Source organism: Thauera terpenica 58Eu (assembly GCF_000443165.1).
Taxonomy (GTDB): Bacteria; Pseudomonadota; Gammaproteobacteria; order Burkholderiales; family Rhodocyclaceae; genus Thauera; species Thauera terpenica.
The window spans coordinates 1-25205 of sequence record NZ_ATJV01000035.1; the positions used below are offsets into that span (position 1 = coordinate 1).

General features: G+C 66.9%; 30 protein-coding genes. 16 read left to right on the forward strand and 14 right to left on the reverse strand.

Going from position 1 to position 25205, the window contains the following annotated elements; translation table 11 throughout:
• Window positions 1-1033, reverse strand: a 1033-nt coding sequence (locus M622_RS23965) for a 5'-3' exonuclease (RefSeq protein WP_040830387.1), incomplete at its 3' end; no start/stop codon positions are given.
• Between the two features lie 46 nt (window positions 1034-1079).
• Here M622_RS23965 and M622_RS23970 point away from each other — a divergent pair.
• The 11 genes from M622_RS23970 to M622_RS24020 all read left to right on the forward strand — a co-directional run bounded on the left by M622_RS23970 (window position 1080) and on the right by M622_RS24020 (window position 9679).
• Entirely contained in the window at window positions 1080-1805 is a 726-nt protein-coding gene (locus M622_RS23970; RefSeq protein WP_021248106.1) for an LOG family protein, read from the forward strand.
• Between the two features lie 98 nt (window positions 1806-1903).
• Window positions 1904-2224 carry a DUF2782 domain-containing protein gene (locus M622_RS23975; protein ID WP_021248107.1) on the forward strand — a complete coding sequence of 107 codons (321 nt, stop codon included), beginning with the start codon at window positions 1904-1906 and terminating at the stop codon, window positions 2222-2224.
• A 160-nt stretch (window positions 2225-2384) separates the two neighbouring features.
• On the forward strand, window positions 2385-3338 hold the full coding sequence (locus tag M622_RS23980) for a homoserine kinase (RefSeq protein ID WP_021248108.1): 954 nt from the start codon (window positions 2385-2387) through the stop codon (window positions 3336-3338).
• Window positions 3335-4126: a BPSS1780 family membrane protein gene (locus M622_RS23985; RefSeq protein WP_021248109.1), complete on the forward strand. Its 792-nt coding sequence runs from the start codon at window positions 3335-3337 to the stop codon at window positions 4124-4126. Before M622_RS23980 ends, M622_RS23985 begins: the two co-directional genes overlap by 4 nt.
• Complete coding sequence (locus tag M622_RS23990; protein ID WP_021248110.1) at window positions 4126-4929, forward strand: BPSS1780 family membrane protein; 804 nt, start codon at window positions 4126-4128, stop codon at window positions 4927-4929. Before M622_RS23985 ends, M622_RS23990 begins: the two co-directional genes overlap by 1 nt.
• Window positions 4919-5692, forward strand: coding sequence for a nicotinate-nucleotide adenylyltransferase (nadD, locus tag M622_RS23995; protein ID WP_021248111.1), 774 nt, complete (start codon window positions 4919-4921; stop codon window positions 5690-5692). The genes M622_RS23990 and nadD overlap by 11 nt, the downstream gene beginning before the upstream one ends.
• A complete protein-coding gene (gene rsfS / locus M622_RS24000) occupies window positions 5692-6045 on the forward strand; it encodes a ribosome silencing factor (protein WP_021248112.1) in 354 nt (117 codons plus the stop codon). Before nadD ends, rsfS begins: the two co-directional genes overlap by 1 nt.
• Entirely contained in the window at window positions 6046-6516 is a 471-nt protein-coding gene (gene rlmH / locus M622_RS24005) for a 23S rRNA (pseudouridine(1915)-N(3))-methyltransferase RlmH (RefSeq protein WP_021248113.1), read from the forward strand.
• A gap of 22 nt (window positions 6517-6538) precedes the next feature.
• A complete protein-coding gene (locus tag M622_RS24010; RefSeq protein ID WP_021248114.1) occupies window positions 6539-7150 on the forward strand; it encodes a Maf family protein in 612 nt (203 codons plus the stop codon).
• An 84-nt stretch (window positions 7151-7234) separates the two neighbouring features.
• A complete protein-coding gene (rng, locus tag M622_RS24015) occupies window positions 7235-8689 on the forward strand; it encodes a ribonuclease G (RefSeq protein WP_021248115.1) in 1455 nt (484 codons plus the stop codon).
• 45 nt (window positions 8690-8734) lie between these two features.
• On the forward strand, window positions 8735-9679 hold the full coding sequence (locus tag M622_RS24020; protein WP_031346288.1) for a prenyltransferase: 945 nt from the start codon (window positions 8735-8737) through the stop codon (window positions 9677-9679).
• 83 nt (window positions 9680-9762) lie between these two features.
• Here the strand turns inward: M622_RS24020 and M622_RS24025 are convergent, their stop codons facing one another.
• The 7 genes from M622_RS24025 to M622_RS24055 all read right to left on the reverse strand — a co-directional run bounded on the left by M622_RS24025 (window position 9763) and on the right by M622_RS24055 (window position 15102).
• Window positions 9763-10029, reverse strand: coding sequence for a type II toxin-antitoxin system RelE family toxin (locus tag M622_RS24025; RefSeq protein WP_021248117.1), 267 nt, complete (start codon window positions 10027-10029; stop codon window positions 9763-9765).
• A complete protein-coding gene (gene relB, locus M622_RS24030; RefSeq protein WP_021248118.1) occupies window positions 10013-10240 on the reverse strand; it encodes a type II toxin-antitoxin system RelB family antitoxin in 228 nt (75 codons plus the stop codon). Before relB ends, M622_RS24025 begins: the two co-directional genes overlap by 17 nt.
• Before the next feature lie 147 nt (window positions 10241-10387).
• Complete coding sequence (locus M622_RS24035; protein WP_021248119.1) at window positions 10388-11101, reverse strand: ABC transporter ATP-binding protein; 714 nt, start codon at window positions 11099-11101, stop codon at window positions 10388-10390.
• Complete coding sequence (locus M622_RS24040) at window positions 11098-11844, reverse strand: ABC transporter ATP-binding protein (protein ID WP_021248120.1); 747 nt, start codon at window positions 11842-11844, stop codon at window positions 11098-11100. The genes M622_RS24035 and M622_RS24040 overlap by 4 nt, the downstream gene beginning before the upstream one ends.
• Window positions 11841-12899, reverse strand: a complete 1059-nt coding sequence (locus M622_RS24045; RefSeq protein WP_021248121.1) for a branched-chain amino acid ABC transporter permease — start codon at window positions 12897-12899, stop codon at window positions 11841-11843. The genes M622_RS24040 and M622_RS24045 overlap by 4 nt, the downstream gene beginning before the upstream one ends.
• Window positions 12900-12996: 97 nt before the next feature.
• On the reverse strand, window positions 12997-13917 hold the full coding sequence (locus tag M622_RS24050; RefSeq protein ID WP_021248122.1) for a branched-chain amino acid ABC transporter permease: 921 nt from the start codon (window positions 13915-13917) through the stop codon (window positions 12997-12999).
• 24 nt (window positions 13918-13941) lie between these two features.
• Window positions 13942-15102 (reverse strand): ABC transporter substrate-binding protein, encoded by a 1161-nt coding sequence (locus M622_RS24055; protein WP_021248123.1) that lies wholly within the window; start codon window positions 15100-15102, stop codon window positions 13942-13944.
• Between the two features lie 253 nt (window positions 15103-15355).
• Here M622_RS24055 and ruvA point away from each other — a divergent pair, with 253 nt between their 5' ends.
• From ruvA to M622_RS24070, 3 genes are read left to right on the forward strand one after another with little or no spacing between them, the layout of a single operon-like run.
• Window positions 15356-15955 (forward strand): Holliday junction branch migration protein RuvA, encoded by a 600-nt coding sequence (gene ruvA, locus M622_RS24060; RefSeq protein WP_021248124.1) that lies wholly within the window; start codon window positions 15356-15358, stop codon window positions 15953-15955.
• Window positions 15956-15964: 9 nt separating this feature from the next.
• On the forward strand, window positions 15965-17020 hold the full coding sequence (ruvB, locus tag M622_RS24065) for a Holliday junction branch migration DNA helicase RuvB (RefSeq protein WP_021248125.1): 1056 nt from the start codon (window positions 15965-15967) through the stop codon (window positions 17018-17020).
• A 12-nt stretch (window positions 17021-17032) separates the two neighbouring features.
• Window positions 17033-17386, forward strand: a complete 354-nt coding sequence (locus tag M622_RS24070; protein ID WP_021248126.1) for a hypothetical protein — start codon at window positions 17033-17035, stop codon at window positions 17384-17386.
• Here the strand turns inward: M622_RS24070 and M622_RS24075 are convergent.
• The 6 genes from M622_RS24075 to M622_RS24100 all read right to left on the reverse strand — a co-directional run bounded on the left by M622_RS24075 (window position 17383) and on the right by M622_RS24100 (window position 22536).
• Window positions 17383-17886 carry a helix-turn-helix domain-containing protein gene (locus tag M622_RS24075; RefSeq protein ID WP_021248127.1) on the reverse strand — a complete coding sequence of 168 codons (504 nt, stop codon included), beginning with the start codon at window positions 17884-17886 and terminating at the stop codon, window positions 17383-17385. The genes M622_RS24070 and M622_RS24075 overlap by 4 nt on opposite strands.
• A 200-nt stretch (window positions 17887-18086) precedes the next feature.
• Entirely contained in the window at window positions 18087-18989 is a 903-nt protein-coding gene (gene xerC / locus M622_RS24080) for a tyrosine recombinase XerC (RefSeq protein ID WP_031346293.1), read from the reverse strand.
• An 80-nt stretch (window positions 18990-19069) separates the two neighbouring features.
• Window positions 19070-19720: a DUF484 family protein gene (locus M622_RS24085; RefSeq protein ID WP_031346294.1), complete on the reverse strand. Its 651-nt coding sequence runs from the start codon at window positions 19718-19720 to the stop codon at window positions 19070-19072.
• Window positions 19721-19792: 72 nt separating this feature from the next.
• Window positions 19793-20626: a diaminopimelate epimerase gene (gene dapF, locus M622_RS24090; protein ID WP_021248130.1), complete on the reverse strand. Its 834-nt coding sequence runs from the start codon at window positions 20624-20626 to the stop codon at window positions 19793-19795.
• A gap of 114 nt (window positions 20627-20740) precedes the next feature.
• Window positions 20741-21613, reverse strand: coding sequence for a lysophospholipid acyltransferase family protein (locus M622_RS24095; RefSeq protein ID WP_021248131.1), 873 nt, complete (start codon window positions 21611-21613; stop codon window positions 20741-20743).
• Window positions 21610-22536: a lysophospholipid acyltransferase family protein gene (locus M622_RS24100; protein ID WP_021248132.1), complete on the reverse strand. Its 927-nt coding sequence runs from the start codon at window positions 22534-22536 to the stop codon at window positions 21610-21612. The genes M622_RS24095 and M622_RS24100 overlap by 4 nt, the downstream gene beginning before the upstream one ends.
• Before the next feature lie 256 nt (window positions 22537-22792).
• Between M622_RS24100 and metK the strand changes: the two genes are divergently transcribed.
• Both metK and M622_RS24110 read left to right on the forward strand, forming a co-directional pair.
• Complete coding sequence (gene metK, locus M622_RS24105) at window positions 22793-23956, forward strand: methionine adenosyltransferase (RefSeq protein ID WP_021248133.1); 1164 nt, start codon at window positions 22793-22795, stop codon at window positions 23954-23956.
• A 155-nt stretch (window positions 23957-24111) separates the two neighbouring features.
• Window positions 24112-25194, forward strand: a complete 1083-nt coding sequence (locus M622_RS24110) for a calcium/sodium antiporter (protein WP_021248134.1) — start codon at window positions 24112-24114, stop codon at window positions 25192-25194.
• Window positions 25195-25205: the final 11 nt, after the last annotated feature.

Below are 25205 nucleotides of genomic sequence, written 5' to 3' on the forward strand. Positions count from 1 at the left end.
GCGCTCCTACAGGGTAGTGCGGCGTATCGGGGGAATGGGGCGTATCGGGGGAATGGGGCGTATCGGGGGAATGGGGCGTATCGGGGTAGTGCGGCGTATCGGGGGAATGGGGCTTCGCGGCGGCGTCGGCGCCGTAGCGCCGCGCGGGGGCACTGCGCGCCACGAGCTTGTCCAGGCTGGCGCCCGCGTCTCCATCCAGGTCCCGCAGCCACGACCTGAACTCGAAACGCTCGTAGAGCGCGCGCAGCGCCACCTTGTCGTCGTCGCGCGCGGGCAGCTCGTCGAGCGTGAGCGGCAACTCGAGGTCGGTTGCCACCGTCACCAGCCGGCGCCCCAGCGGCAGAAAATCCAGATGCTTGCGCAGGTTCTCGCCCACCTTGCCGCCCACCTTGTCGGCGTTGGCGACCAGTTCATCCAGGCTGCCATATTGCGTCAGCCATTTCACCGCGGTCTTGGGGCCGCACTTCTCCACCCCCGGCACGTTGTCCACGGTGTCACCGACGAGGGCGAGGTAATCGACGATGCGCTCGGGGAGCACGCCAAACTTGGCCTCCACCCCCGCCACATCGAGCACTTCCTCGCTCATCGTGTTCACCCAGCGCACGCCGGGGCGCACGAGCTGGACCAAGTCCTTGTCGCCGGTGGAAATCACCACCTCCCAGCCGCGCTCCACCGCCTGCCGCGTCAGGGTGCCGATGACGTCGTCGGCCTCGACCCCCTCCACCGCCAGCAGCGGCCAGCCCTCGGCCTGCACCGCCGCGTGCAGGGGCTCGACCTGGGCGCGCAGATCGTCGGGCATGGAGGGGCGGTTGGCCTTGTAGTCGGGATACCAGTCGTCGCGAAAGGTCTTGCCCTTGGCGTCGAACACGCAGGCGCGGAATTCCGCCTTGTAGTCGCTTTCCAGCCGACGTAGCATCGACAGCACCCCGCGGATCGCCCCCGTCGGCTCGCCCTGCGAGTTGCGCAGATCAGGCAGTGCATGGAAAGCGCGATAGAGGTAGCTGGAGCCATCGACGAGCAACAGGGTGGGCATTCTGAGAAATCCTTGCCGGACAAGAAAGGGCAATAAAGAGAACAAGATGAGCGCGAAAAACAAACTCCCCCGCAGCGCGCCTGACAGCACCGCGCCCCGCCACAACGCACGCGAATCCTGGCGGATCTTCGGAATTATGGCAGAGTTCGTGGAGGCGACCGAACGCCTGTCCGCGATCCGCCCCGCGGTCTCCATCTTCGGCAGTGCACGCATTCCGTCAGGTCACCGCTATTACGCGCTCACCGAACAGATCGCCCGCCTGCTGTCGGATTCGGGCTTTTCGGTGATCTCGGGCGGCGGCCCGGGCATCATGGAGGCGGCGAACAAGGGCGCCTTCTTCGGCAAGAGCCCTTCGGTAGGGCTCAACATCCAGCTGCCGATGGAACAGAACGCCAACCCCTACCAGGACATCTCGCAGACCTTCCGCCATTTCTTCGCGCGCAAGTTCATGTTCGTGCGCTTTGCCACGGCCTACGTCGTCATGCCCGGCGGCTTCGGCACGCTGGATGAGCTGCTCGAGGCGATGACCCTGGTGCAGACCAAGAAGAGCCGCGAGATCCCCATCATCCTGGTTGACACCGCCTTCTGGCAGGGCCTGCTCGACTGGTTGCGCGAGCGCCTGGTCGGCGAGGGCATGATCAGCGCCGAAGACCTCGATCTGATACAGGTCATCGACAAGCCCGAGGACGTGGTCGAGGCCATCTTCAAGCACTATGAGAAGCGCGGCTTCACCCCCTTGGCGGAAGAGCACGAGATGATGCTCAATCTGTAAGCGGGCAGCCTGCATGCGCCTGCAACCATGTGGGTGACAGGGGTGAGCGCAGCACAGGCACTAAACCGTTAGAATTGCGGCATCTCCAGGAGAACCTCATGCGACGCACCCTCATTGCCCTGTTGCTCGCTGCCGCCGTTCCGGCCTTTGCCCAGCAGCAGCCCGCCCTCGAACCCATCCCCGAGCCGCCGCCCATGCCGGCCGGCAGCGAACTCGACGAGCCCGAGGTCACCATCCTCAAGCGCGGCGAGGACACCGTGGCCGAGTACCGCCTGCACGGCAAGCTCTACATGGTCAAGGTCACGCCGCCGCACGGCGTGCCCTATTACCTGATCGACAAGGAAGGCAAGGGCCAGATGGTGCGCGAGGATTCGCTGCCCAATCTGGCAGTGCCGATGTGGGTGATCAAGTCCTGGTAAATGCCCAGCGCGGCGCCCAGCCCCCAGCGCGGGCGGCGCCTGATCGCGGACGCGAAATCGGGGCCTGATCCTGACCTCCCTGCCCCCGAGACCCCTGCTTTCAACGTCCTTGTCCCGCAGCCAGCCTGAACCGCCTGGCTCCCCACCCCCCGGAGTCCGCATGTCCGTCTTCACCCCCGTTCCGGAGTCCGTCCTCGCCGAGTGGCTGAAAGGCTACGCCGTCGGCCGGCTCACCGAGCTCAAGGGCATCTCCGCCGGCGTGCAGAACAGCAACTTCTTCGTCACCACCACCCTCGGGCGTTACGTGCTGACGCTGTTCGAAGACCTGTCGCGCGCCGAGCTGCCCTACTACCTGCACCTGATGGCACACCTGGCACGCCATGGCCTGCCCGTGCCTGGCCCCATCGCCAATCGCGACAACGAATACCTCGGCACCCTGGAGGATCGTCCGGCGGCGCTGGTGGTGCGCCTGTCGGGCCGCTCCGAGATGGCACCGGGCATAGCCCACTGCGAAAAGATCGGCGCCATGCTTGCCGGCCTGCATCTGGCCGGCCAGTCCTATGGCCGCCATCAGGACAATCCGCGCGGCACAGCCTGGCGCAGCGCCAGCGCCGCCATCGTGCGCCCCTATCTGCCGGCCGACGAGCAGGCACTGCTCGATGACGAGCTCGCCTTCCAGAGCACGCTCGATGTCAGCGCCCTGCCCGCCGGCGCCATCCACGCCGACCTCTTCCGCGACAACGTGCTGTGGGACGACGACGACGGCCAGCTGCGCGTGGGCGGCGTGATCGACTTCTACTTCGCCGGCGACGACGTGTTTTTGTTTGACGTCGCCGTCACCGTCAATGACTGGTGCACGCTTGCCGACGGTGAGCTCGACCCGGCGCGCACTCAGGCCCTGCTCGAGGCCTATCACGCCGAGCGCCCCTTCACCGCCGCCGAACGCACCGCCTGGCCCGCCATGCTGCGCGCCGCCGCGCTGCGCTTCTGGCTGTCACGCGCCGACGACTTTCACCTGCCACGCGCCGGCGAAATGGTGCTGGTGAAGGACCCCAACGAATACCGCGACATCCTGCGCCTGCGCGTGCGGGGCGCGCCGCCGCTGCCGCTATGAACGCCGACCGCCGCCGCCATTCGCCGCCGCCCGTGCCGGGTGACGTCGCCCCCGGTCACGCCCTGCGCTGGCTTGCCGACGGCTGGAAGCTGTTCATGAAGGCGCCGCTGGTGTGGGCGATCCAGGCTTTGGTGTTCTTTGTCATCATCGCCGTGCTCGGCGTGCTGCCCCTGCTGGGCTGGGCCGCGGCGCCGATTGCGCTGCCGGTGCTGGTGGCGGGCATGCTGTCGGGCGCACAGATACTGGATCGCGGCGGGGTGCTGCGCGTCAGCCATCTGTTCGACGGCATCCGCCGCCACGCCGGCAACCTGCTGCTTGTGGGCGGCTTCCATCTGCTCGGCGCCTTGCTTGCGGCGCTGATCGCCGCCGCCATCGGCGGCAGCGCGGCGCTGACTGGCATGATCGTCGGCAGCGCCCCTGGCGCGGGCGTGGCTGCAGGCGGCGTGATGCTGGGCGTGCTGATGTTCACCGTGCTGTGGGTGTTGCTGATGATGGCGCTGTGGTTCGCCCCGGCGCTGGTCATGCTGCACGAGGTCGCACCGCTTGACGCAATGCTGTTGTCCGCGCGCGCCTGCTTTCACAACCTGCTCGCCTTCATCGTGCTCGCCGCCCTGCTCTACGTGTCGACCTGGGTGGCGATGATTCCCTTCGGCCTGGGCATGCTGGTGCTGATTCCGGTGATTGCCGGCGCGCTCTACGCCGCGTGGAAGGAAACCTTCGCTGCGCTGCTGCCGGCCTTGCCACCACCGTCCCCCGACACCTCACCTGCGGAACTGAAGACACCCTAATGCAAGCACACAAACTTCCCTCATCACGCGGCTGGGCCTGGCTGCGCGAGGGCCTCCAGGTGTGGCGCAAGAACCCCGCACTGATCACCTTTGCCGCTTTCGGCTATCTGCTCATGCTGGTGCTGGTGAGCATCTTTCCCTTCATCGGTCAGCTCGTCGCCTCGCTCATCATGCCGGCGCTGTCGGTCGGTGTGCTCAACGCCTGCCGCGCGGTCGACGCCGGGCGCAAGCTGGGGCCGGACGTGCTGTTTTCCGGCTTTCGCAGCAACCTGCCCGCCCTGATCGCAATTGGCGGCATCTATCTGGTTGGCACCCTGGTGGTGTTGATGCTGGTCGGGCTGGTCGACGACGGCACGCTGATGGAAGCCATGCGTGGCGGCCAGATCGACGAAGCCAGCGCCGCTGATGCCAATTTCGGCTTCACCCTGGTGGTGGCGCTGACGCTGTCCACGCCCTTGATGATGGCCTACTGGTTCGCGCCGGTGCTCGCCGCGTGGTGGAACATGCCCGCGCCGAAGGCGATGTTCTTCAGCTTCTATGCCTGCCTGCGCAACTGGCGCGCCTTCCTCGCCTATTCGATCGGCCTGCTGCTGTTTGGCGCCATCGTGCCTGGCCTGATCATCGGCGTCATGGGTCTGGTCTCGCCCTCGCTCGCCACCCTGGCCTCCGTTCCCCTGCCGCTGGTGTTGGTGCCGGTGCTGTTTGCCAGCTTCTACGCAAACATCCGTGACGTCTTCGGCTTGCCCGGCGACAAGGCCTCAGCCGCCCTGCCGCCACCCACAGATTTTCGCAATGGCGCCTGAGTCCGCCCCCGCCCCTTCAGCGCCACACCACAGCGCGCAAGCTGCGGATGCGCGGCCTGCGCTGGGGCTGCTCGGCGGCACCTTCGACCCCATCCACTTCGGCCACCTGCGCCTGGCCGAAGAAGCGCGCGAACAGCTCGGGCTGGAGCGCATCCGCCTCATCCCCGCGGGCCAGCCGCCCCATCGCGGTGCGCCCGGCAGCAGCGCGGACGAGCGCCTGGCGATGACGCAGCTGGCAGCGGCCGGCAACACCGGCTTCGAGGTCGACGACAGCGAGGTACGCCTGATCCAGCCCAGCTATACCGTGCTCAGCCTCGAACGCCTGCGCGCCGAACTCGGCCCGCAACAGCCGCTGGTGCTGATCCTCGGCGCTGATGCCTTTGCCGGCTTGCAGCGCTGGCACCGCTGGCAGGAGTTGTTCGCCCTCGCCCATATCGCGGTCGCCAACCGCCCCGGCTACGACCACCCCTCTCACCCGGACCACGGCGGACCGGCGCAGCTCGCACCCGAGCTCGTCCGCGCCTGCGCCGGACGCCACAGCGCCGACCCAAGCGCGCTGCGCCTGAGCCCGGCCGGCCTGGTGCTGCCCTTCACCACGACGCCGCTGGCCATTTCCGCCACGCTCATCCGCGCGCTGATCGGCCACGGCCGCAGCGCCCGCTATTTGCTGCCCGATTCTGTTGTGGACTATATTGCGTCGCGCAATCTCTACCGCAAGCAGAACGCCCGCTGTTCAACCCCTTCGGACCTGACCCCCTCTTGATGGATACTCCTGCCCTGCAAAAACTCGTCGTTGCCGCTCTTGAAGAAATCAAGGCGCGCGACATCGAGGTCATCGACACCTCACGCAACACCCCCTTGTTCGACCGCATCATCGTCGCCAGTGCCGACTCCAACCGACAGACGCGCGCGCTCGCGCGCAATGTGCATGACAAGGCACGCGAAGTCGGCGCCGACGTGCTCAGCATAGAAGGCGAAGAGACCGGCGAATGGGTGCTGGTCGACCTGGGCAGCATCGTGGTCCACATCATGCAGCCGGCGGTGCGCAGCCATTACCGCCTGGAAGAGCTGTGGAACACCGCGCCGGCTGCGCGCAAGGCAGCCAGACCCGAGTAAGTGAAGCTGCTGATCGTCGCCGTCGGCCATCGCATGCCGGCCTGGGTCGAGGCCGGCTTTGACGAATTCGCCCGCCGCATGCCGCGTGAGCTGGCGCTGCAGCTGATCGAAGTGAAGGCCGAGCCACGCAGCGCAGGCAAGAGCGTCGACGCCATGATGAGCGCCGAAGCCACCCGCCTCGAGGCCGCGCTGCCGGCACGCTGCCACCGCGTCATCCTTGATGAGCGCGGCACGGATCTGAGCACGCTGGCGCTGGCGCAAAAACTCGAAGCCTGGCAGGGCGAAGGCCGGGACGTGGCGCTGATCGTGGGCGGACCGGACGGCCTGGCGCCGGCGTTCAAGGCCAGCGCGCACGAATCCATCCGCCTCTCCAGCCTCACCCTGCCCCACGCCCTGGTGCGCCCGCTGCTGGCCGAAGCCCTGTACCGCGCGTGGACGGTGTTGCGCAAGCACCCTTACCATCGCGAATGAACTTTTCCTGCCACCCGCGCCGATGACCCCTCGCATCTATCTCGCCTCCAAAAGCCCCCGCCGCCGTGAGCTGCTGCGTCAGATCGGCGTGCAGTTCGATGTGCTCACCTTTCGCAGCGGTACGCGCGGCGAAGACGCCGACGTGGACGAAACCCCGCTGCCCGACGAGGCGGTCGAGCGCTATGTCGAGCGCCTCGCCCTGAGCAAGGCCGAGGCCGGCATGCGCCGCACGCAGTGGCGCAAGATGCTGCCGCAGCCGGTGCTCGCGGCCGACACCGCGCTGGAGCTGGATGGCGACATCATCGGCAAGCCGCTCGACGTCGCCGACGCCCACGCCATCCTGCGCCGCCTGTCCGGCCGCCGCCACCGCGTGCTGTCGGCGCTGGCGCTCAGCGACGGCAGGCGCATCCGCAGCAAGGTGTCGATCAGCGAGGTGAAGTTCCGCGAACTTTCCGAGCTCGAGATCCGTCATTACGTGGCCAGCGGCGAGCCGATGGACAAGGCGGGCGCGTATGGCATCCAGGGCAAGGCGGCGATCTTCATCGAGGACATCCGCGGCAGCTACTCCGCGATCATGGGCCTGCCGCTGTTTGAAACCGCGCAACTGCTGGACGCCTTCGGCTATCCTCTGTAGCCCTCGCCCGATGAGCAATGCGCAAGGGCAGCCGGCGCCGGATGGCGGGCTGCCCTTGCGCATTTCCCATTGACGCAGGTCTTCATGAGCACCGAATTTCTCATCAACTTCACCCCGCAGGAAACGCGGGTCGCAATCGTCGAACAAGGCGTGGTGCAAGAGCTCCATATCGAGCGCACCGCCTGCCGCGGCAACGTCGGCAACGTCTATCTGGGCAAGGTGGTGCGCGTGCTCCCCGGCATGCAGTCGGCATTCATCGATGTCGGCCTCGAGCGCACCGCCTTCCTTCATGTCGCCGACATCTGGAGCGAACGCCAGAACGGCGAAGCACCACGCCCCATCGAACGCATCCTGAGCGAGGGCCAGAGCCTGATGGTGCAGGTGCTCAAGGACCCGATCGGCACCAAGGGCGCACGCCTGTCCACGCAGATCAGCCTGGCCGGCCGCCTGCTCGTGTACCTGCCGCAGGAAAAACACATCGGCATCTCGCAGCGCATCGAAAACGAGGCCGAGCGCGATGCCTTGCGCGCACGCCTGAGCGCCCTGGTGCCGGCGGACGAGCCCGGCGGTTTCATCGTGCGCACAATGGCCGAATCGGCCTCCGACGCCGAGCTCAGCGCCGACATCGCCTACCTGCGCAAGCTCTGGGGCGAGATCGGCAGCACCAGGAACAGCGCGCTCCCACCCCTGCTGCTGCACGAGGACCTGAGCCTGGGCCAGCGCGCGCTGCGCGATCTGGCCAACGAGGAGACCACCCGCATCCGCGTCGACTCACGGGAGAACTTCCAGAAGCTGAGCGCGTTCGCAGCGGAATACACGCCCCAGGTGTTGCCCTTGCTCGACCACTACAGCGGCGAGCGCCCGCTGTTCGAGCTCTACAACATCGAAGAGGAGATCCAGAAAGCGCTCGCCCGCCGCGTGGACCTGAAGTCCGGCGGCTACCTCATCATCGACCAGACCGAGGCCATGACCACGGTCGACGTGAACACCGGTGGTTTCGTCGGCGCGCGCAACTTCGACGACACCATCTTCAAGACCAACCTCGAGGCCTCGCAGGCCATCGCCCGCCAGCTGCGGCTGCGCAACCTGGGCGGCATCATCATCGTCGACTTCATCGACATGGAAAACGTCGAACACCGCGACATGGTGCTCGATGAGTTCCGCAAGGCGCTGGCGCGCGACCACACCAAGATGAGCATCACCAACTTCACCGCGCTCGGCCTGGTGGAGATGACGCGCAAGCGCACGCGCGAATCGCTCGCACACCTGTTGTGCGAGCCCTGCCCCACCTGCGGCGGCCGCGGCGAGGTCAGGACTGCACGCACCGTGGCTTACGAAATCCTGCGCGAGCTGCTGCGCGAGGCGCGTCAGTTCAACGCCAAGGAATTCCGCGTGCTCGCCGCCCCTGACGTGATCGATCTGTTTCTCGACGAAGAAAGCCAGTCGCTGGCGCTGCTCTCGGACTTCATCGTCAAGAAGATCTCGCTCCATGCCGAGGCCAGCTACACCCAGGAACAATACGACATCGTGCTGCTGTGAACCCTGCCGCGGACCACTCCGCCCACCCTCGCACGCACACCGACGATGAGCCCCCCATTGCCACTTGAGCCCAGCCCCGCGCGCTACCCCAGCGTCTTCATGCGCTACCTTGCCGCCACCCGACCCGCCTTCCTGTCGGTGACGCTGGTGGCCTGCGTGCTCGGCCTGGCCACGGCTTACCGCACCGGCCTCGCGCTGGATGCAGTGACAGCCTTGGTGACGGTGCTGTTCGCCCTGCTCGCCCATGCCGGCGTGAACGTCATCAACGACTATCACGACGGCCTGAGCGGCGCCGATGCGCTCAACACCGAGCGCCTTTTTCCCTTTACCGGCGGCAGCCGCTTCATCCAGAACGGTGTGCTCACGCTGCGCCAGACCGCCCGCTTCGGCTACGGCCTGCTCGCGCTGGTGATTGCGGCCGGGTTGTGGCTGAGCTGGCACACCGGGCCCGGCCTGCTCGCCATTGGCGCCGGTGGCCTGCTCGCGGGCTGGGCGTATTCGGCACCGCCGCTGCGCCTGATGAGCCGCGGCCTGGGCGAACTGGCCATCGCCGCGGGCTGGTTGCTGGTGGTGGTGGGCAGCGACTACGTGCAGCGCGGCAGCTTCGACGCCCTGCCTTTCATTGCCGGCCTGTCCTATGCCCTGCTGGTGGCCAATCTGCTGTTCATCAACCAGTTCCCCGACCATGCCGGCGATGCCGCAGCGGGCAAGCGCACCCTGGTCGTGCTGCTCGGACCCCAGACCGCGAAATGGGCTTATCTGCTGATCGCCATCGTGGCCTATGGCTGGCTGCTGGGCATGGTGGGCAAGGACACCCTGCCGCAGAAGAGCGCAGCCGCGGCGATGACTCTGGTGCTGTCCTTCACCGCCGCACGCGACCTGCTCGAATACGCCTCACAACCCGCCGCGCTCGAGCCCGCGATCAAGCGCACCATCCTCGCCGCCAACCTGCACGGCATGGTGCTCGCTGGCGCGCTCATGTTCGGCTGAGAAGTGCGGGGAATCGCCCGCATCGGGTCGTTCGTGAGTCGTCACTGTGGCTGGTGCGCGGCCGTGCTTGAGCTGACGACGAATCAGCGATAGAGCTCGCGCCGGTTGCCGATCTGCACGACCAGCACGCGCATCACCCCCTCCTGAATGTCACAGACCACCCGGTAGTCGCCAACCCGATAACGCCACAGCCCACCCAAGGGACCGGTCAAGGCCTTCCCCGCGCTCCGGGGATCACCGCTGCCGGCAACGCGCCCATCCAGGTAGTCGAGAATGCGACGCGCGACCGGCTTGTCGAGCCCACGTAATTGCTTGAGCGCGGTGTCGGTGTAATCAATCTTCCAGGCCAAGTTCCACCCTCACGTCGGCGGCGGAATGGACCGGCTCCTGCCCCTTGCGCATGCGCTCCAGCACCTCGGCAGCGAGGTAGTAATCCTCCATGTCCGCGATGCCTTGTTCGATGATTTCACGAAGGTAATACGCCTTGCTGCGGCCGGTGCTGGATGCGAGGAAGTCGAGTCGGCGCTCGATATCAGCGTCTAATCGAATGGATGTGGGCATGACAACTCCTTGTGAATACATGTAGTCATCAGGCCATTAGAGCACGGCATGGAACCAAGGTCCACGGCAACGAGAGCTTCGATCGCAAGTTACCAAGGCCTATGCGCCCTCTTCTCGACACGAGCGATCGAGTCTCTACACGCCGCGCTATACCCCGAGATAACGCGTCCACAGCCCGCGCTGCGCATCGAGCTCGGCCGAGCTGCCCTGCCAGGCGATGCGGCCACGCTCGAGGATGAGGTTGCGGTCGGCCAGCGGCAGCAGCTTGTCGACATACTTGTCGACCACCAGGGTGGTCTGCCCCTGCGCCTTGAGGAGCGCCAGGCAACGCCAGATCTCGGCGCGGATCACCGGCGCCAGACCCTCGCTGGCCTCATCCAGGATCAATAGCCGCGGGTTGGTCGACAGCGCGCGCGCGATGGCCAGCATCTGCTGCTCGCCACCCGACAACTGCCCGCCCATGTGCCCGGCGCGCTCGGCCAGACGGGGAAAGAGCGCATACAGTCGCTCCAGCGTCCACGGCGCGGCGGCGCTGTTGCGCGTGGCGGCAAAGGCGATGAGGTGTTCGCGCACGCTGAGGTTGGGAAAGCACTGCCTGCCCTCGGGCACGATGGCGGCGCCAAGGCGGGCAATGAGGTCGGCGCGTGCGCGGTGGATGGGCTGGCCGGCAAAATGAATCTCGCCACGCTGTGCACGCAGACCGCCGACCAAGGTCTTGATCAGCGTGCTCTTGCCCATGCCGTTGCGCCCCAGAAGGGCGACGACCTCACCGGCATGGATGTCGAAGTCGAGCCCGAACAGCACCTGACTGGCACCGTAGCCCGCCTCCAGCCCGCGACAACGCAGCAGGGGGGTACTCATGCGGCCTCCGTGCCCAGGTAGACCGCCTGCACCTCGGGATGCGCCTTTACATGTGCGGCGTCGCCCGAAGTCAGCACCCGCCCATACACCAGGACCGAAATGCGGTCGGCAAGCTGGAACACCGCGTCCATGTCGTGCTCGATGAGCAAGATGGCGGTGTCGCCGCGCAGGCGCTCGATCAGGCCCAGCATCTGCAGCGAGTCTTCCGGCCCCATGCCCGCCATCGGCTCGTCGAGCAGCAGCAGCCTGGGCCTGGAAGCCAGCGCCAGTGCCACGTCGAGCTGCTTCTGCACGCCGTGGGGCAAGGTGCCGGCGGGGCGCTCGAGCACCGCGGTGAGGCCAAGCTGGGCTGCCAGCTCCAGCGCGCGCGCCATCAGCTCGCGTTCGCTGTCACGTCGGCGCAGACAGCGAAAACTGGAGCCGGCCTGGGCCTGCACCGCGAGCAGCAGGTTGTCGCGCACCGAGTCATTGCGGAACACGCTGGTGATCTGAAAGCAGCGCCCAAGGCCGGCGCGCGCGCGCTGGTGGGGCGCAAGCGTACTCAGATCGGTGCCGTCGAGCAGCACCCGCCCCGCATCGGCTGGCAACAACCCGGAGATCAGATTCACCAGGGTGGATTTGCCCGCGCCATTGGGGCCGATCAGGGCGTGGATCTCGCCCGCCTCCACCGTCAGGCTGACATGATCGGTCGCCAGCAGGCCACCAAAGCGCTTCACCAGGCCATCGGCCACGAACAGGCTCATGCCTCGGCGCTCCCTGCCCGCTCCTGCGCTGCGCCGTCCACTTCCCCCGCCACGTCCGCGCCCTGCCCACCCACGTCGGCTTGAGCGCGCGATCCAAACAGCCCCGCCAGGCCCTGCTGTGCATGGAACACGATGAGCAGCAGCAACAGACCCAGCGGCCAGTGCCAGTAGTCGGTGTACATCTTCAGCGCTTCTTCCAGCGTCAGCCACAGCGCCACGCCCAGTGCCGCGCCCCAGCGCCGGCCGGCGCCGCCCAGCATCACCATCACCAGCAGCAGCGCGGACTGGGTCCAGTGCATCAGCCCCGGGCTGACGAAGGCGTTGTGACTGGCGAGCAAACCCCCGGCCAGACCAGCCACCGCACCCGCGGCGACGAAGCCGGCGAGCTTGAGCCGATACACCGGATAGCCGAGCGCCACCATGCGCGTCTCGTTGTCGCGAATGCCGCGCAAGGCATGGCCGTAGCGCGCATGCGCGACGCGGCTGAAGACGGCGAACACCAGCGCCGCGAGCGCGAGCACCACCCAGTAGAACAACTGTGGATGCGCGGTATCGAAGCCCGCACCCAGCGTCAGCGGGGTGTACAGACCATAGCCGTCATCGCCGCCATAGGTGCGCAGCGACACCGCGAGGTAGTACAGCATCTGCGCGAAGGCGAGCGTGATCATGATGAAATACACCCCACGCGTACGCAGCGACACCGCCCCGATGAGGGCCGCAAACACACCACCGCCGACCAGGGCACAACCCCAGGCCAGCCACGCCGAAGCGACGCCGGCCTCGACCAGCGCCACCACGGTGTAGGCGCCGACACCGATGAAGCCGGCATGCCCCAGCGCCGCCATGCCGCCGTAGCCGAGGATGAAGTTCAGGCTGGCGGCGGCGATGGCGACGATCATCACGCGGCGCATGAAACCCACGTAATACTCGACGCCGAACAGGGGCGCCAATAACGGGAACAGCGCCAGCACGGCCAGCACCAGCCACGGCAGGCGGCGCAACACACCCGCATGGCGCGCGGCAAACGAAGGGCGGGAGACGAAGCTTGGCGTCATGGGGTCAGTGTCATGGGGTAGGCCGCGTCCTCTGGCGCCGGCACGGGCGGTGAACTGTTTTTGTAGGAGCGGCGCAAGCCGCGAGCCTTTGTCATGCTCAGGCACGAGCGGGAAACAGCCCCGCCGGCTTCAAAGCAAGCACCGCCGCCATCAGCACATACATGGCGATGCCGGCCAGCGCCGGCCCCAACTCCGCCGCCAGCGCAGGCGGCAGCACCGCACGCAAGGCCGGAGGCAGGAAGGCGCGCCCCGCGGTGTCGACCAGCCCCACCAGCAGCGCGGCGACGAAAGCACCACGGATCGAGCCGATGCCGCCGATGACGATGACCACCAGGGCGGGGATCAGGATCGCCTCGCCCATGCCGATCTGCACCGCGCTGATCGGCGCCATCATCGCCCCCGCCAAAGCTGCCAGCGCCGCGCCGAGGGCGAACACGAAGGCGAACACCGCGCCCACGCGCACCCCCATGAACTCCGCCATCTGCCGGTTCGAGGCCCCGGCGCGCACCAGCATGCCGATGCGCGTGCCATGCACCAGCGCATACAGCCCCAGCGCCACCAGCAGCCCGGCCGCGATCAGCAGCAGGCGATACGCCGGATAGGGCAGACCGGGGAAGACCTCGATCGGCCCTGCCAGCGCTGCGGGGGTCGATGCCAGCAGCGGCGCCACACCCCAGATCGCCTTCACCGCGTCGTCGGCGATGAGGATGATGCCGAAGGTGGCCAGCACCTGCACGAGATGGTCACGGCGGTAGAGGTGGCGGATGATCAGGGCCTCGAGCACCACCGCGACCACTACCGTCAGCAACACGGCAAGCAGCACCGCGCCAGCGAAGGAGCCACTGCTCTCGTGCACCCGCGCCGCGATGTAGGCGCCGGCCATGTAGAGCGAACCATGGGCAAGGTTCATGGTGTCCATGATGCCGAACACCAGGGTCAGGCCAGCGGCGATGAGGAAGAGCATGAGGCCGTAGCCCAGGCCGTTGAGCACCTGCTCGAAAACGAAGATGAAATCCATCAGGGCTGAGTTCGCATCGCCCGCTTACCTCTTGCAGGCACCGACGTAGGCGTCCTGATGCTGCTCCAGGGTGGTGCCGATGAGCTTATTGGTGAGGCGGCCTTGAGCATCCTTGCCGACTTCACGCAGGTAGTAGTTCTGCACCGGGAAGTTGTTGACGCCGTACTTGAAGTCGCCGCGCACCGATTTGAAGCTCGGCTTCCTGAGCGCCTGCAGCAGCGCTTCGCGGTCTTCGACCTTGCCCGCCACATCGCGCACCGCGGCGTCCATCGCCATCAATGAATCGTAGGCCATGGCCGCGTACACCGAGGGATAGCGCCCGTCGTACTTGTTGCGAAAGGCCGCGACAAATTCGACATTGGCGGGAATGTCCAGGTCGTGCGTCCAGTGCGCGGTGTTGAGCACGCCCAGCATCGGCTCGCCCACGGCCTGGATGACGTCCTCGTCGGCCGAGAAACCCGGCGCGATCAGCGGAATGTCCTTCAAGCCACCACCGACGAACTGCTTGACGAAGTTGATGCCCATGCCGCCGGGCAGGAAGAAGAACACCGCGTCCGGCTGTGCGCTGCGGATCTGTGCGATCTCGGCGGCGTAGTCGGTCTGGCCCAGACGGGTGTAGATCTCGTCCTTCACCGCACCGCTGTACAGGCGCTTGAAGCCGTTGAGGTGGTCCTTGCCCGCCGGGTAGTTGGGGGCGATGAGGACGACATTGCGGTAGCCCTTCTCGTTTGCGACCTTGCCCGCGGCCTCGTCATAGGTGTCGTTCTGATACTGCGCAAAAAACCACGGGCTGCACTTCTCGCCCGCATACGCGCTCGGCCCGGGGTTGCTCGACAGATAGGGCACCTTGGCGGCGAACAAGGCCGGGCCCACCGCCAGCGCGGCGTTGGAGCCGATCGGGCCGGTGAAGAAAGTGATCTTCTCACGCTGCAGATAGCGCGCAACGAGCTGGTTGGCCTGCTCCGGGCTGCCGCCGAAGTCGGTCTTGAGAAACTCCGCGGGCTGGCCCCCGAGCTTGCCGCCGAGCTTGTCGATGGCGAGATCGAAGCCGTCGCGCGCTTCCGCTCCGAGCGCCGAGAAGGGGCCGGAAATGTCCAGTGCGATGCCTACCTTGATGTCTTCGGCATGGGCAGCGAGCGCGCTACCAAGGACCAGTGCCAGCGCCACCTTCTTCATCTGCAGCATTCAGTGTCTCCTCGATTCATATCGTTGTGAGTGCAGGTCAGGAACACGGCGTGCAGCCCCGCTCCCTGCCGGATCTGCGGGATTTTAGCCCGATAAGCGCAGGCTACGCGCCCCGCCTGTCCACGGCCTTGGGCCTCTTGCGCCCATGAGCGCGCGGCCAACCGCTCGAACTGTATGAATTTTCACTGACTGGAGGCCGGAAGCCCTGCCCGCTGCTGCTAGACTTGCGCACACCGTCTCCTGCTTTCACCTCATGATCGGACGCATCACCGGCATCCTGCTGGAAAAGAACCCACCGCAAATCCTCGTCGACGTGCACGGCGTCGGCTACGAGATCGACGTGCCGATGAGCACCTTCTACAACCTGCCCGCCACCGGGGGCGCGCTCAGCCTGCACACCCACCACGTCGTGCGCGAGGACGGGCACTTCCTGTTCGGCTTCACCACCGTGGAGGAACGCAGCGTCTTCCGCCAGTTGCTGAAGGTGTCGGGCATAGGCGCACGCATGGCGCTGGCGGTGCTGTCGGGGCTGTCGGTGAATGACCTCGCGCAGGCGGTGGCGCTGCAGGAGGCAGGCCGCCTGGTGAAGATCCCCGGCATCGGCAAGAAGACCGCCGAACGCCTGCTGCTGGAGCTGCGCGACAAACTGGGCAAGGCCTTGCCCAGCATTGAGGGCGCGCGCCTGGCGCTCGCCGCCGGTGGCACACCGGACGCGAAGAGCGACATCCTCAATGCCTTGCTGGCGCTGGGCTACAACGAACGCGAGGCGCTGGGCGCGATGAAGGGTCTCGCCGAGGACATCGGCGTCTCTGACGGCATCCGCCAGGCGCTGAAGCTGCTCTCCAAGGGCTAAACTGGCACCATGATCGAGACCGACAAGCTGCGCGCCGCAAGCCCCGAGCGCCTCATCTCCGCCCAGCCCGCCGACCGCCAGGAAGACGCCATCGAGCGCGCCCTGCGCCCCAAGCGCCTGGCTGAATATGTCGGTCAGGCCAAGATCCGCGAGCAGCTCGAAATCTTCATCCAGGCCGCGCGCAAGCGCAACGAGGCGCTGGACCACGTACTGCTGTTCGGCCCTCCCGGGCTGGGCAAGACCACGCTGGCGCACATCGTCGCCGCCGAGATGGGCGTCAATCTGCGTCAGACCTCGGGCCCGGTGCTGGAGCGCGCCGGCGACCTGGCGGCGCTGCTGACCAACCTCGAGCCGCACGACGTGCTCTTCATCGACGAGATCCACCGCCTGTCGCCGGTGGTCGAAGAAATCCTCTACCCGGCGCTGGAAGACTTCCAGATCGACATCATGATCGGCGAAGGCCCGGCCGCACGCTCGGTCAAGCTCGACCTGCCGCCCTTCACCCTGGTCGGCGCCACCACCCGTGCCGGCATGCTCACCAACCCGCTGCGCGACCGCTTCGGCATCGTGTCGCGGCTGGAGTTCTACACGCCGGAAGAGCTCGGCTTCATCGTCACGCGCTCGGCGCGTCTGCTCAAGGTGGAGATCGACGACGAGGGCGCGCTCGAGATCGCGCGCCGCGCGCGCGGCACACCGCGCATCGCCAACCGCCTGCTGCGCCGGGTGCGCGACTATGCCGAAGTGAAGGCCGATGGCGACATCAGCACCGCGGTCGCCGACGCCGCGCTGCGCATGCTGGACGTGGACACCCTGGGGCTGGACCTGATGGACCGCAAGCTGCTGTCGGCGATGCTGGAAAAGTTCGGCGGCGGACCGGTCGGTCTGGACAACATCGCCGCGGCGATCGGCGAATCCACCGACACCATCGAGGATGTGATCGAGCCCTACCTGATCCAGCAAGGCTATCTGCAGCGCACACCGCGCGGACGCATGGCGACGCCTGCAATCTGGCAGCACTTCGGGCTGGCGCCAGCGCGCGCGGACGGCGACCTGTTCCAGGGCTGAGGGCGGCCGCGCATGCGCTCCTTGCAGATGGTGATGTTCATGCTGTGCGTGCTCGGTGGGCTGTTCCTGCTTGTGCAGGGGCCGGTTTTCTTCATGCCCGCCCGCACCGACCCGGCCATCGGCCTGCACTTCGACACCCTCGCCTCGCGCCTGCTGGGCGCAGGCCTGCTCGCGCTGGCCGCAGTGGGCGGGCAGTATCTGCGCGCCATGTATTACAGCGAACGAGGTCCGCTGCCGAACGCGGCGGCCCAGCGCATCTACTTTGCGTGCCTGATCCTGGCGTTGCTGCTGATCGGTGGCGCGATGTGGCGCGCACAGCCAGGCGCAAACCCCGACTACCGCCCGCCCTCAAGCGCGAGGCATTAGGACAGGTGCTGTTCAGCCAGCAGCTTGCGCACGCGGTCAGCGGTATCGAGCAGCTCGCCAAGGCCGCGCGAACTGAGCAGGGAGCCGAAATGCTCCAGCGCCACCGCGGTAACGTACAGATGGCCGTTGTCGCGCCGCGTCACCCAGCCCAGTTCCAGCAGACGCCCGATCTTGCGGCGCACGGTCTCGCGCGGCAGGCCGGTGGCGGCGGCGATGGAATAAGCATTGCACGGACGGAAGCTGCAGCCTTCCCACTTCGGCATGTCGGTAACCGAGGCCGCCTGCCCAACCGGCGGTGTCATGGCCGCAGCGCGCTCACGGTGGTTCTCGAACGCGCCGATATTGTGCAAGGCAATCTCGCCGAGCAGAATCGGCAGCAGGATGTCGCGGTCGAACTCCTCGAACCAACGACGCACATTACGCACCTCATGACGCGCGAGCAGCAGCGCCACCGAACGCATCACTGAGAGCGGCGCCTCAACGCGAGAGGCCGCTGCCATCACAGCAGCCTCCGGCGTCGACACTACCTTGGGGCTGGTGTTATCTGACATGACATCCTGGGGCAGGCCGCGCCTTGCGCGGTCAGGTTCTCGTAATTTTTGATACTGGATACCTAGTGCAACCCGAGGAGCATAGCCCACCCTGGGCAGAAAATTACGCACAAAAATGCCCAATATGGGCAAAACACCTTAAATGAGGCCTATTTCCGTGCGCGTGGATGGGCTTTGTCGTAGACATGCGCAAGGTGTTGAAAATCAAGATGGGTATACACCTGAGTGCTGCGAATACTGGCATGGCCGAGCAATTCCTGCACCGCGCGCAGATCGCCGCTCGACTGCAGCAAGTGGCTGGCGAAGCTGTGACGCAACATGTGCGGATGCACATGAACGCCGAGGCCGGTCTGCCGTGCGCGCTGCGCGAGCCGGCTGCGAATGCCGGCGGGTGACAGCCGCGTCCCGGTGCGCGAGACGAAAAGCGCGGCCTCCTGCTGCGCCGCCACCTGCGCGCGCAAGGCCAGCCAGGCCCGCACTGCCTGCAGCGCCTGTCCGCCCACCGGCACACTGCGCTGACGCTGGCGCTTGCCGGTGACGAGCACCAGAGCTTCGACCATATCCAGCCCGCCGCCAACATCGAGCGCAGCGAGCTCGGCCAGACGCAGGCCGGAAGAGTAGAACAGCTCGAACATCGCCACATCACGGATTTCGAGCAGGCTTTCGGCTTCGGCGTCGAGCAGCGCCTTGGCCTGCTCGGGCGAGAGCGCGCGTGGCAAGGTGACCGCCGACTTGGGCGCGCGGATACCATCGACCGGATTGGCCTGCAGCCCATGGTGGCGTGCCAGCCAGCGGTAGAGCCCGCGCCAGGCCGACAGATGACGCGCGATCGAGCGTCCGCCCAGACCCTCGCCATGCAGGCGCCCGACGCAGCGCCGAATGTCGGACGCGGTCAGCGTCGCCAGCGCGCGCCCCTCGGCCAGGCGCAGCAAGGCCTCGAGGTCGCGACGATAGGCCTGCAAGGTGGTCGGCGCGGCACGACGCTGGCTGGCGAGCCAGCCCAGCCAGGCCTCGACTTCGGCCGGCAGCGGCAGTGCGGCGGCTGCCGGCATGCGCCCGGGCGAGGGTTTGATGCCGAAGTCCTGCTCGCTTGCGCCGCGCTCGGTGACGGTTCGGGCGCGACGGGGCACGATCAGCGCCGCACAACCGACACTGCGGCCGCCGCCAGATCACCGATGCGGCCGAGGTAAAGCGTGCCCATCTCGGCGTAGAAGCGTTCGGCCTCGGCGCTGCCCAGCGCCAGCACGCCGAAGGCGGCACCACCGCGACGGCGCAGCGGGATGAGCGCCACCGAGCGCACATGGGGGGCCGCCTCGCCGAAGCAGGCCAGCACTTCCATATGCTCGGGCGCACCGCAGTAGGGATGACGCAGGGCATCGAGCTGGCGTCGCACCTGCTCGCCGAGTCGCCCTTCATCGAGCGCGCCCCCAGCCAACCCCCAGGTTTCGAGCGCAACATAGGGCACGGCAAAGTCTTCCTGCAGGCTGCTGACCAAGGCCTGACGCGCCTCATCCGCCCCGCCTGCTGCAGCCAGGGCGGCGGCCAGGCGATGCACCTTGGCGCTGACGTCGTCGTTTTCCTCGCCAAAGCGGATCAGTTCGGCAAGCTTTTGTTCGAGCAGGCGAATCTTGTCGCGCAAGGCATGGAGCTGGCGCTCGGCGAGCGAGATGGCCTGGCCCCCATGCTGCGGATGCGGCACCGTGAGCTGGGTGAAGAGCTCGTGGTGTTGAGCAAGAAAATCAGGGTTGTCGCGCAGATAGCGCGCAACGTCATTGGCATTCATGTTCATCTCTCCGGCCAGGCCTGACACACGCCCGACATCAAGGAAGACGCGCGCCGCGGCGCGGGCGCACCCTCATTCGAGTTCCATCTCACCTTCGAACACGGTCACGGCAGGCCCGGTCATCAACACCGGCGTCCCCACTCCCGCCCAGGCAATCTCCAGTTCGCCGCCACGTGTGTGCACGCGCACCGGCGACTGCAGCAGTCCGCGCAGCATACCCGCGACCACCGCCGCACACGCACCCGTGCCGCAGGCCAGGGTCTCGCCGGCGCCACGCTCGAACACCCGCAAACGCACTTCATGCGGGCCCACCACCTGCATGAAGCCGGCATTGACCCGCGCCGGAAAGCGCGCGTGACACTCGATCAAGGGCCCTTGCTCGGCCACCGCCGCCCCATCCACATCGGCCACCACCTGCACCGCATGCGGATTACCCATCGACAGTGCGGTGATCGCCAGTGTGAGCGCGCCTACCTGCAGCGGCTGCACCACCGCATCGGATGCGGACAGGAAGGGAACCTTCGCCGGCGCCAGCTCGGGCACGCCCATATCGACGGTCACCAGGCCATCTGTGCGCAGGCACAAAGTGATGATGCCGGAGCGCGTCTCAACCCGGATTTCGCGCTGCTTCGTGAGCCCCTTGTCATGGACATAACGCACAAAGCAGCGCGCGCCATTACCGCACTGCTCGACCTCGCCGCCGTCGGCATTGAAGATGCGATAGCGGAAATCCACCCCTGCCTGCGTCGCCGGCTCGACCACCAGCAACTGGTCGCAGCCGACTCCGAAGTGGCGATCGGCAATGGCCCGCACCCGCGCCGGGGTGAGTTCGAGCGCAAGCCGGGTGGCGTCGATGACGACAAAATCGTTGCCCAGGCCATGCATCTTGGTGAAGCGCAGTTTCATCGCAATTCGAAGGACAAGCTGTGTGTATGGAAGCCAACGGCGAGCGCGTATCGGCACGGCGCAATTGTCCTCCACCGCGCCGGTCAGCGTCCACCGCACGCTCGCCGGCTCGCATCAGTAAATGCGCGGCTCACCTTCGGGGCGCGTCTTGAAGCGGCGATGCACCCAGTAATACTGCTCGGGCATGGTGCGCACCACGCCTTCGAGCCAGACGTTCATGCGCCGCGTGTCGGCTTCGACATCGTCGGACGGATAGTCTTGCCACGGCTCGCCTAGCGTCAGCACATAGCCCGCGCCGCCGGGGAGGATGCGCACCACACAAGGCATCACCGCCGCCCCGGCCAGGCGCGCCAGGCGCGGCAAGCCGGTGATGGTGGCCGCCGGCACACCGAAGAAGGGCACGAAGATCGACTCCTTGCGGCCGTAGTCCAGATCGGGCAGGTAATACAGCGGGCGGCCGGCCTTCATGGCCTTCACCGTGGCGCGCACACCGTCGTTGCGCGCCAGCAGCAGCTGGTCATTGAAGCGGCTGCGGCCATGATGCAGCCAGCGATCGAAGATCTTGTTCTTCTGTGGCGCGTAGACACTGACGAAGTCGCCCTCCAGCGACAGCCGCGTACCGGCCATGTCGAGGCCGACGAAGTGCGGCGTGAGCAGGATCACCGGACGCCCGGCGGCCTTCAGCGCCGCGAGCCGTTCGAGGCCATCGATGCGCACCAGCGCGCGCATGCGCTCGGCGCTCGCCCACCACGCCAGGCCGCGTTCGAGCATGCTGCGCCCGGTGATGGCGAAATGGTGCCGGGCGAGCGCGCGGCGCCGGGCGGCGGACAATTCGGGAAAGCACAGACCCAGGTTGATGAGCGCGATCCTGCGCCGCGGCGGCACGAGCACGTACAGCAGCAGGCCGAAGGCGCTGCCGATGCGCGACAGCACGGACAGCGGCAACCAGTGCAGCAGCCAGAACAGCGCAATGGCGAGACGGCTCATTGCCCCTGGCCCTCGCCCGGCGCACCCTGGTCGGCGCCCGCGCGCTCACCGCGCGGCTGCTTGTAGCGGTTGTAGCCCCACAGGTATTGCTGCGGACACTGCAGGATGATGCGCTCCACCTCGCGGTTGATGATCGCGATGTCGGTCTCGAGCACGCCGCTCAGCGCCTCGGTCGGCGCCTGCAGGCGAAACACATAGCCTGCGCCCTGCGGCAGGCGCTCGGCCCAGGTGTAGATCACGCGCACCCCCTTCACCGCGGCCAGGCGCGCGGCTAGCGTCATCGTCCACGCCGGCTTGCCGAAGAAGGGTGCCCACACGCCCTCGCCCGCCCCCGGCACCTGGTCGGGCAACATGCCCACGGCCTCGTGGCTGCGCAAGGTCTTCACCAGCTTGCGCACGCCGGCCAGATCCGCCGGTGCGGTGCGCATCTGGCCGCGTGCGCGCCCCGCCTCCATCAGCGGCTGCAGCCCGGGTTTGCGTGGCGGACGGTAGAGCACGGTGATCGGGATCTGCGCCGCGATGCACTGGGCGGTGATCTCGAAGCAGCCCAGGTGCGGGGTGATGAAGAGGATGCCGGCGCCGTCCGCACGCGCCTGCTCGACCAGTTCCCAGCCTTCGGTGCGCACCGCACTCGCCACCACCTCGGCTGCCGGGCGCAGCCAGATCCACGGCAACTCCAGCGCCTGGCGCCCGGCCTCGGCCACCGCCGCGCGCAGCACCGCGTCGTCTTCGCGCCCCAGCGCGTTGAACAGATTGGCGCGCAGGCGTCGTGCGTAGGCAGGCGAGCTGCGATACACCAGCCAGCCCGCCCAGCCGCCCAGGCGATGCAGCCAGGACAGGGGCAGATGGGACAGGATACGGAACGAAATATTGACCAGCACGTCAGAGTCGGGCCCGGGAAAAGGGGGTCGGGAGCGCAGCATGGTGAGCGCCTCGCGTCGGCAACATGCGCGGCGCGATCGCTACGCCAAGCCCCGGATGCTTACACACCCGGCGATCCGGGTCTATAATGCGCCGCATCGCCGAGTTAAATCGACAACTTGCAGGGCGATGGCGCGGGACACATCCCGCGTACAAAAATACTGCTAAAGCGTCGCCTGCTCGATCAGATCCCCGGAGCCGGCCGCAGACGCAAGTCAATGGCTGATCGGGGATTTCTTGTTTATGGAGCAGAGTTGAATGGCTGAATTCCTGTTTACGTCCGAGTCCGTTTCCGAAGGCCACCCCGACAAGGTGGCGGACCAGGTGTCCGACGGCGTGCTCGACGCCATCCTCACCGAAGACCCCAAGGCGCGCGTCGCCTGCGAGACCCTGGTGTCCACCGGTCTGGTGGTGATCTCGGGCGAAATCACCACCACCGCCCACCCCAATTACCGCGAAATCGCGCAGGACGTGATCCGCCGCATCGGCTACGACAACTCCGACATCGGCTTCGACTACAAGAGCTGCGCGGTGCTCGCCGCCATCAACCGCCAGTCGGCGGACATCGCGCAGGGCGTGGACAAGGCCAACGACGACCCACTCGACCAGGGCGCCGGCGACCAGGGCCTGATGTTTGGTTTCGCCACCAATGAAACCCCCAGCCTGATGCCGCTGCCGATCTACTACGCGCACCGCGTCATGCAGCGCCAGGCCGAAGTGCGCAAGGACGGCCGCCTGCCCTGGCTGCGCCCGGACGCCAAGAGCCAGCTCACGGTCAAATACGTCGACGGCAAGCCGGTGGCGATCGACACCGTGGTGGTGTCCACCCAGCACGACCCGGACGTGACTCAGGAGCAGATCCGCGAGGCGGTGATCGAACTCATCATCAAGCCGGTGCTGCCCAAGGAGTTGATGCAGGGCAATGTGCGCTTCCTGGTGAACCCGACCGGGCGCTTCGTGGTCGGCGGCCCGCATGGTGACTGCGGCCTGACCGGGCGCAAGATCATCGTCGACACCTATGGCGGCGCCGCCCACCACGGCGGTGGCGCGTTCTCGGGCAAGGATCCGTCCAAGGTCGACCGCTCGGCCGCCTACGCCGGTCGCTACGTGGCGAAGAACATCGTCGCCGCCGGCCTGGCGGACAAGTGCGAGGTGCAGATCGCCTACGCCATCGGCGTCGCGCGCCCGGTGTCGCTGATGGTCAACACCTTCGGCACCGGCAAGGTTGCCGACGAACTCATCGTCGCCCTCATCAGCAAGCACTTCGACCTGCGTCCGAAAGCGATCATCCAGACCCTGGACCTGCTGCGCCCGATCTACTCCCGGACCGCCGCCTACGGCCACTTCGGCCGCGACGAACCGGGCTTCACCTGGGAGCAGACCGACAAGGCCGCCGCATTGCGCGCCGACGCCGGCTTGTAATCGCCGCCCCACCCCCGCCCTCCGCCGCGCACTGACGGAGGGCGCTGCGTTTGCAGCGTCTCCCGGACCGCAAGCCGTCGCCACGATTCAGCGCCACCGAACCCTCGCGCCGCGTCGCGGTCTCTCAAACTCCTCCACGCATTCAAGCCCCAGCCATGCTCCAGCACGCCCTGATGTTCGCCCTCGGCCTCACCATCCTCGTCGTCGGTGCCGACCTGATGGTCAGGGGCGCCTCGCGCCTCGCCGTCTCCTTTGGCGTGTCGCCGCTGGTGGTGGGCCTGACCGTGGTCGCCTTCGGCACCAGCGCGCCAGAGATGGCGGTGTCGGTGGGCTCGGCCCTCAACGGCACGCCCGATCTGGCGATCGGCAACGTGGTGGGCAGCAACATCGCCAACGTGCTGCTGATTCTGGGCATTTCGGCGTTGATCACGCCACTGCTGGTCGATACGCAGATCATTCGCCAGGAGATTCCGATCATGATCGGCGCCTCCGCGCTGCTGGTGGTGATGGGGCTGGACGGCAATATCGGCATGATCGAAGCCGCGACCCTGTTCGGCCTGGTGATCGCCTATACCGTGTTCCTGATCATGCAGTCGCGACGCGCGGAAAAAGGCGCGCAGGATGAATTCGAGAGCGAGATTCCGCGCTCGAACTGGGACCGCCACTGGAGCGTGCAACTGGCCCTGATCGTGGTCGGCCTGGTGTTGCTGGTGCAGGGCGCCGACTGGCTGGTGGACGCGGCGGTGTCGGTTGCGCGCGTGTTCGGCATCAGCGACCTGGTGATCGGCCTCACCGTGGTGGCAATCGGCACCTCGATGCCCGAGATCGCCACCTCCATCGTCGCCGCACTGCGCGGCGAACGCGAGATTGCGGTCGGCAACGTGGTGGGCAGCAACGTGTTCAACATTCTTGCCGTGCTCGGCGTCACCGGTCTGGTGTCGAACGGCAGCCTGCCGGTGTCGGAAGCGGCGCGTAACTTCGATCTGTGGGTGATGCTGGCGGTCGCCTTTGCCTGCCTGCCGATCATGATTTCCGGGCGTGAAATCGCGCGCTGGGAAGGTGGACTATTCCTTGCCTACTACGCCACCTATACCGCCTGGCTGATACTGCAGGCCCAGCAGCACGACAGCCTGCCCGCGTTCTCGGGGGTCATGCTCGGCTACGTGCTGCCGCTGACGGTGATCACGCTGGTGGTAAGCATGGTCAAGCAACAAGATCACCCCAGTCCGCGCGCGTGAGGCCGTCCGCC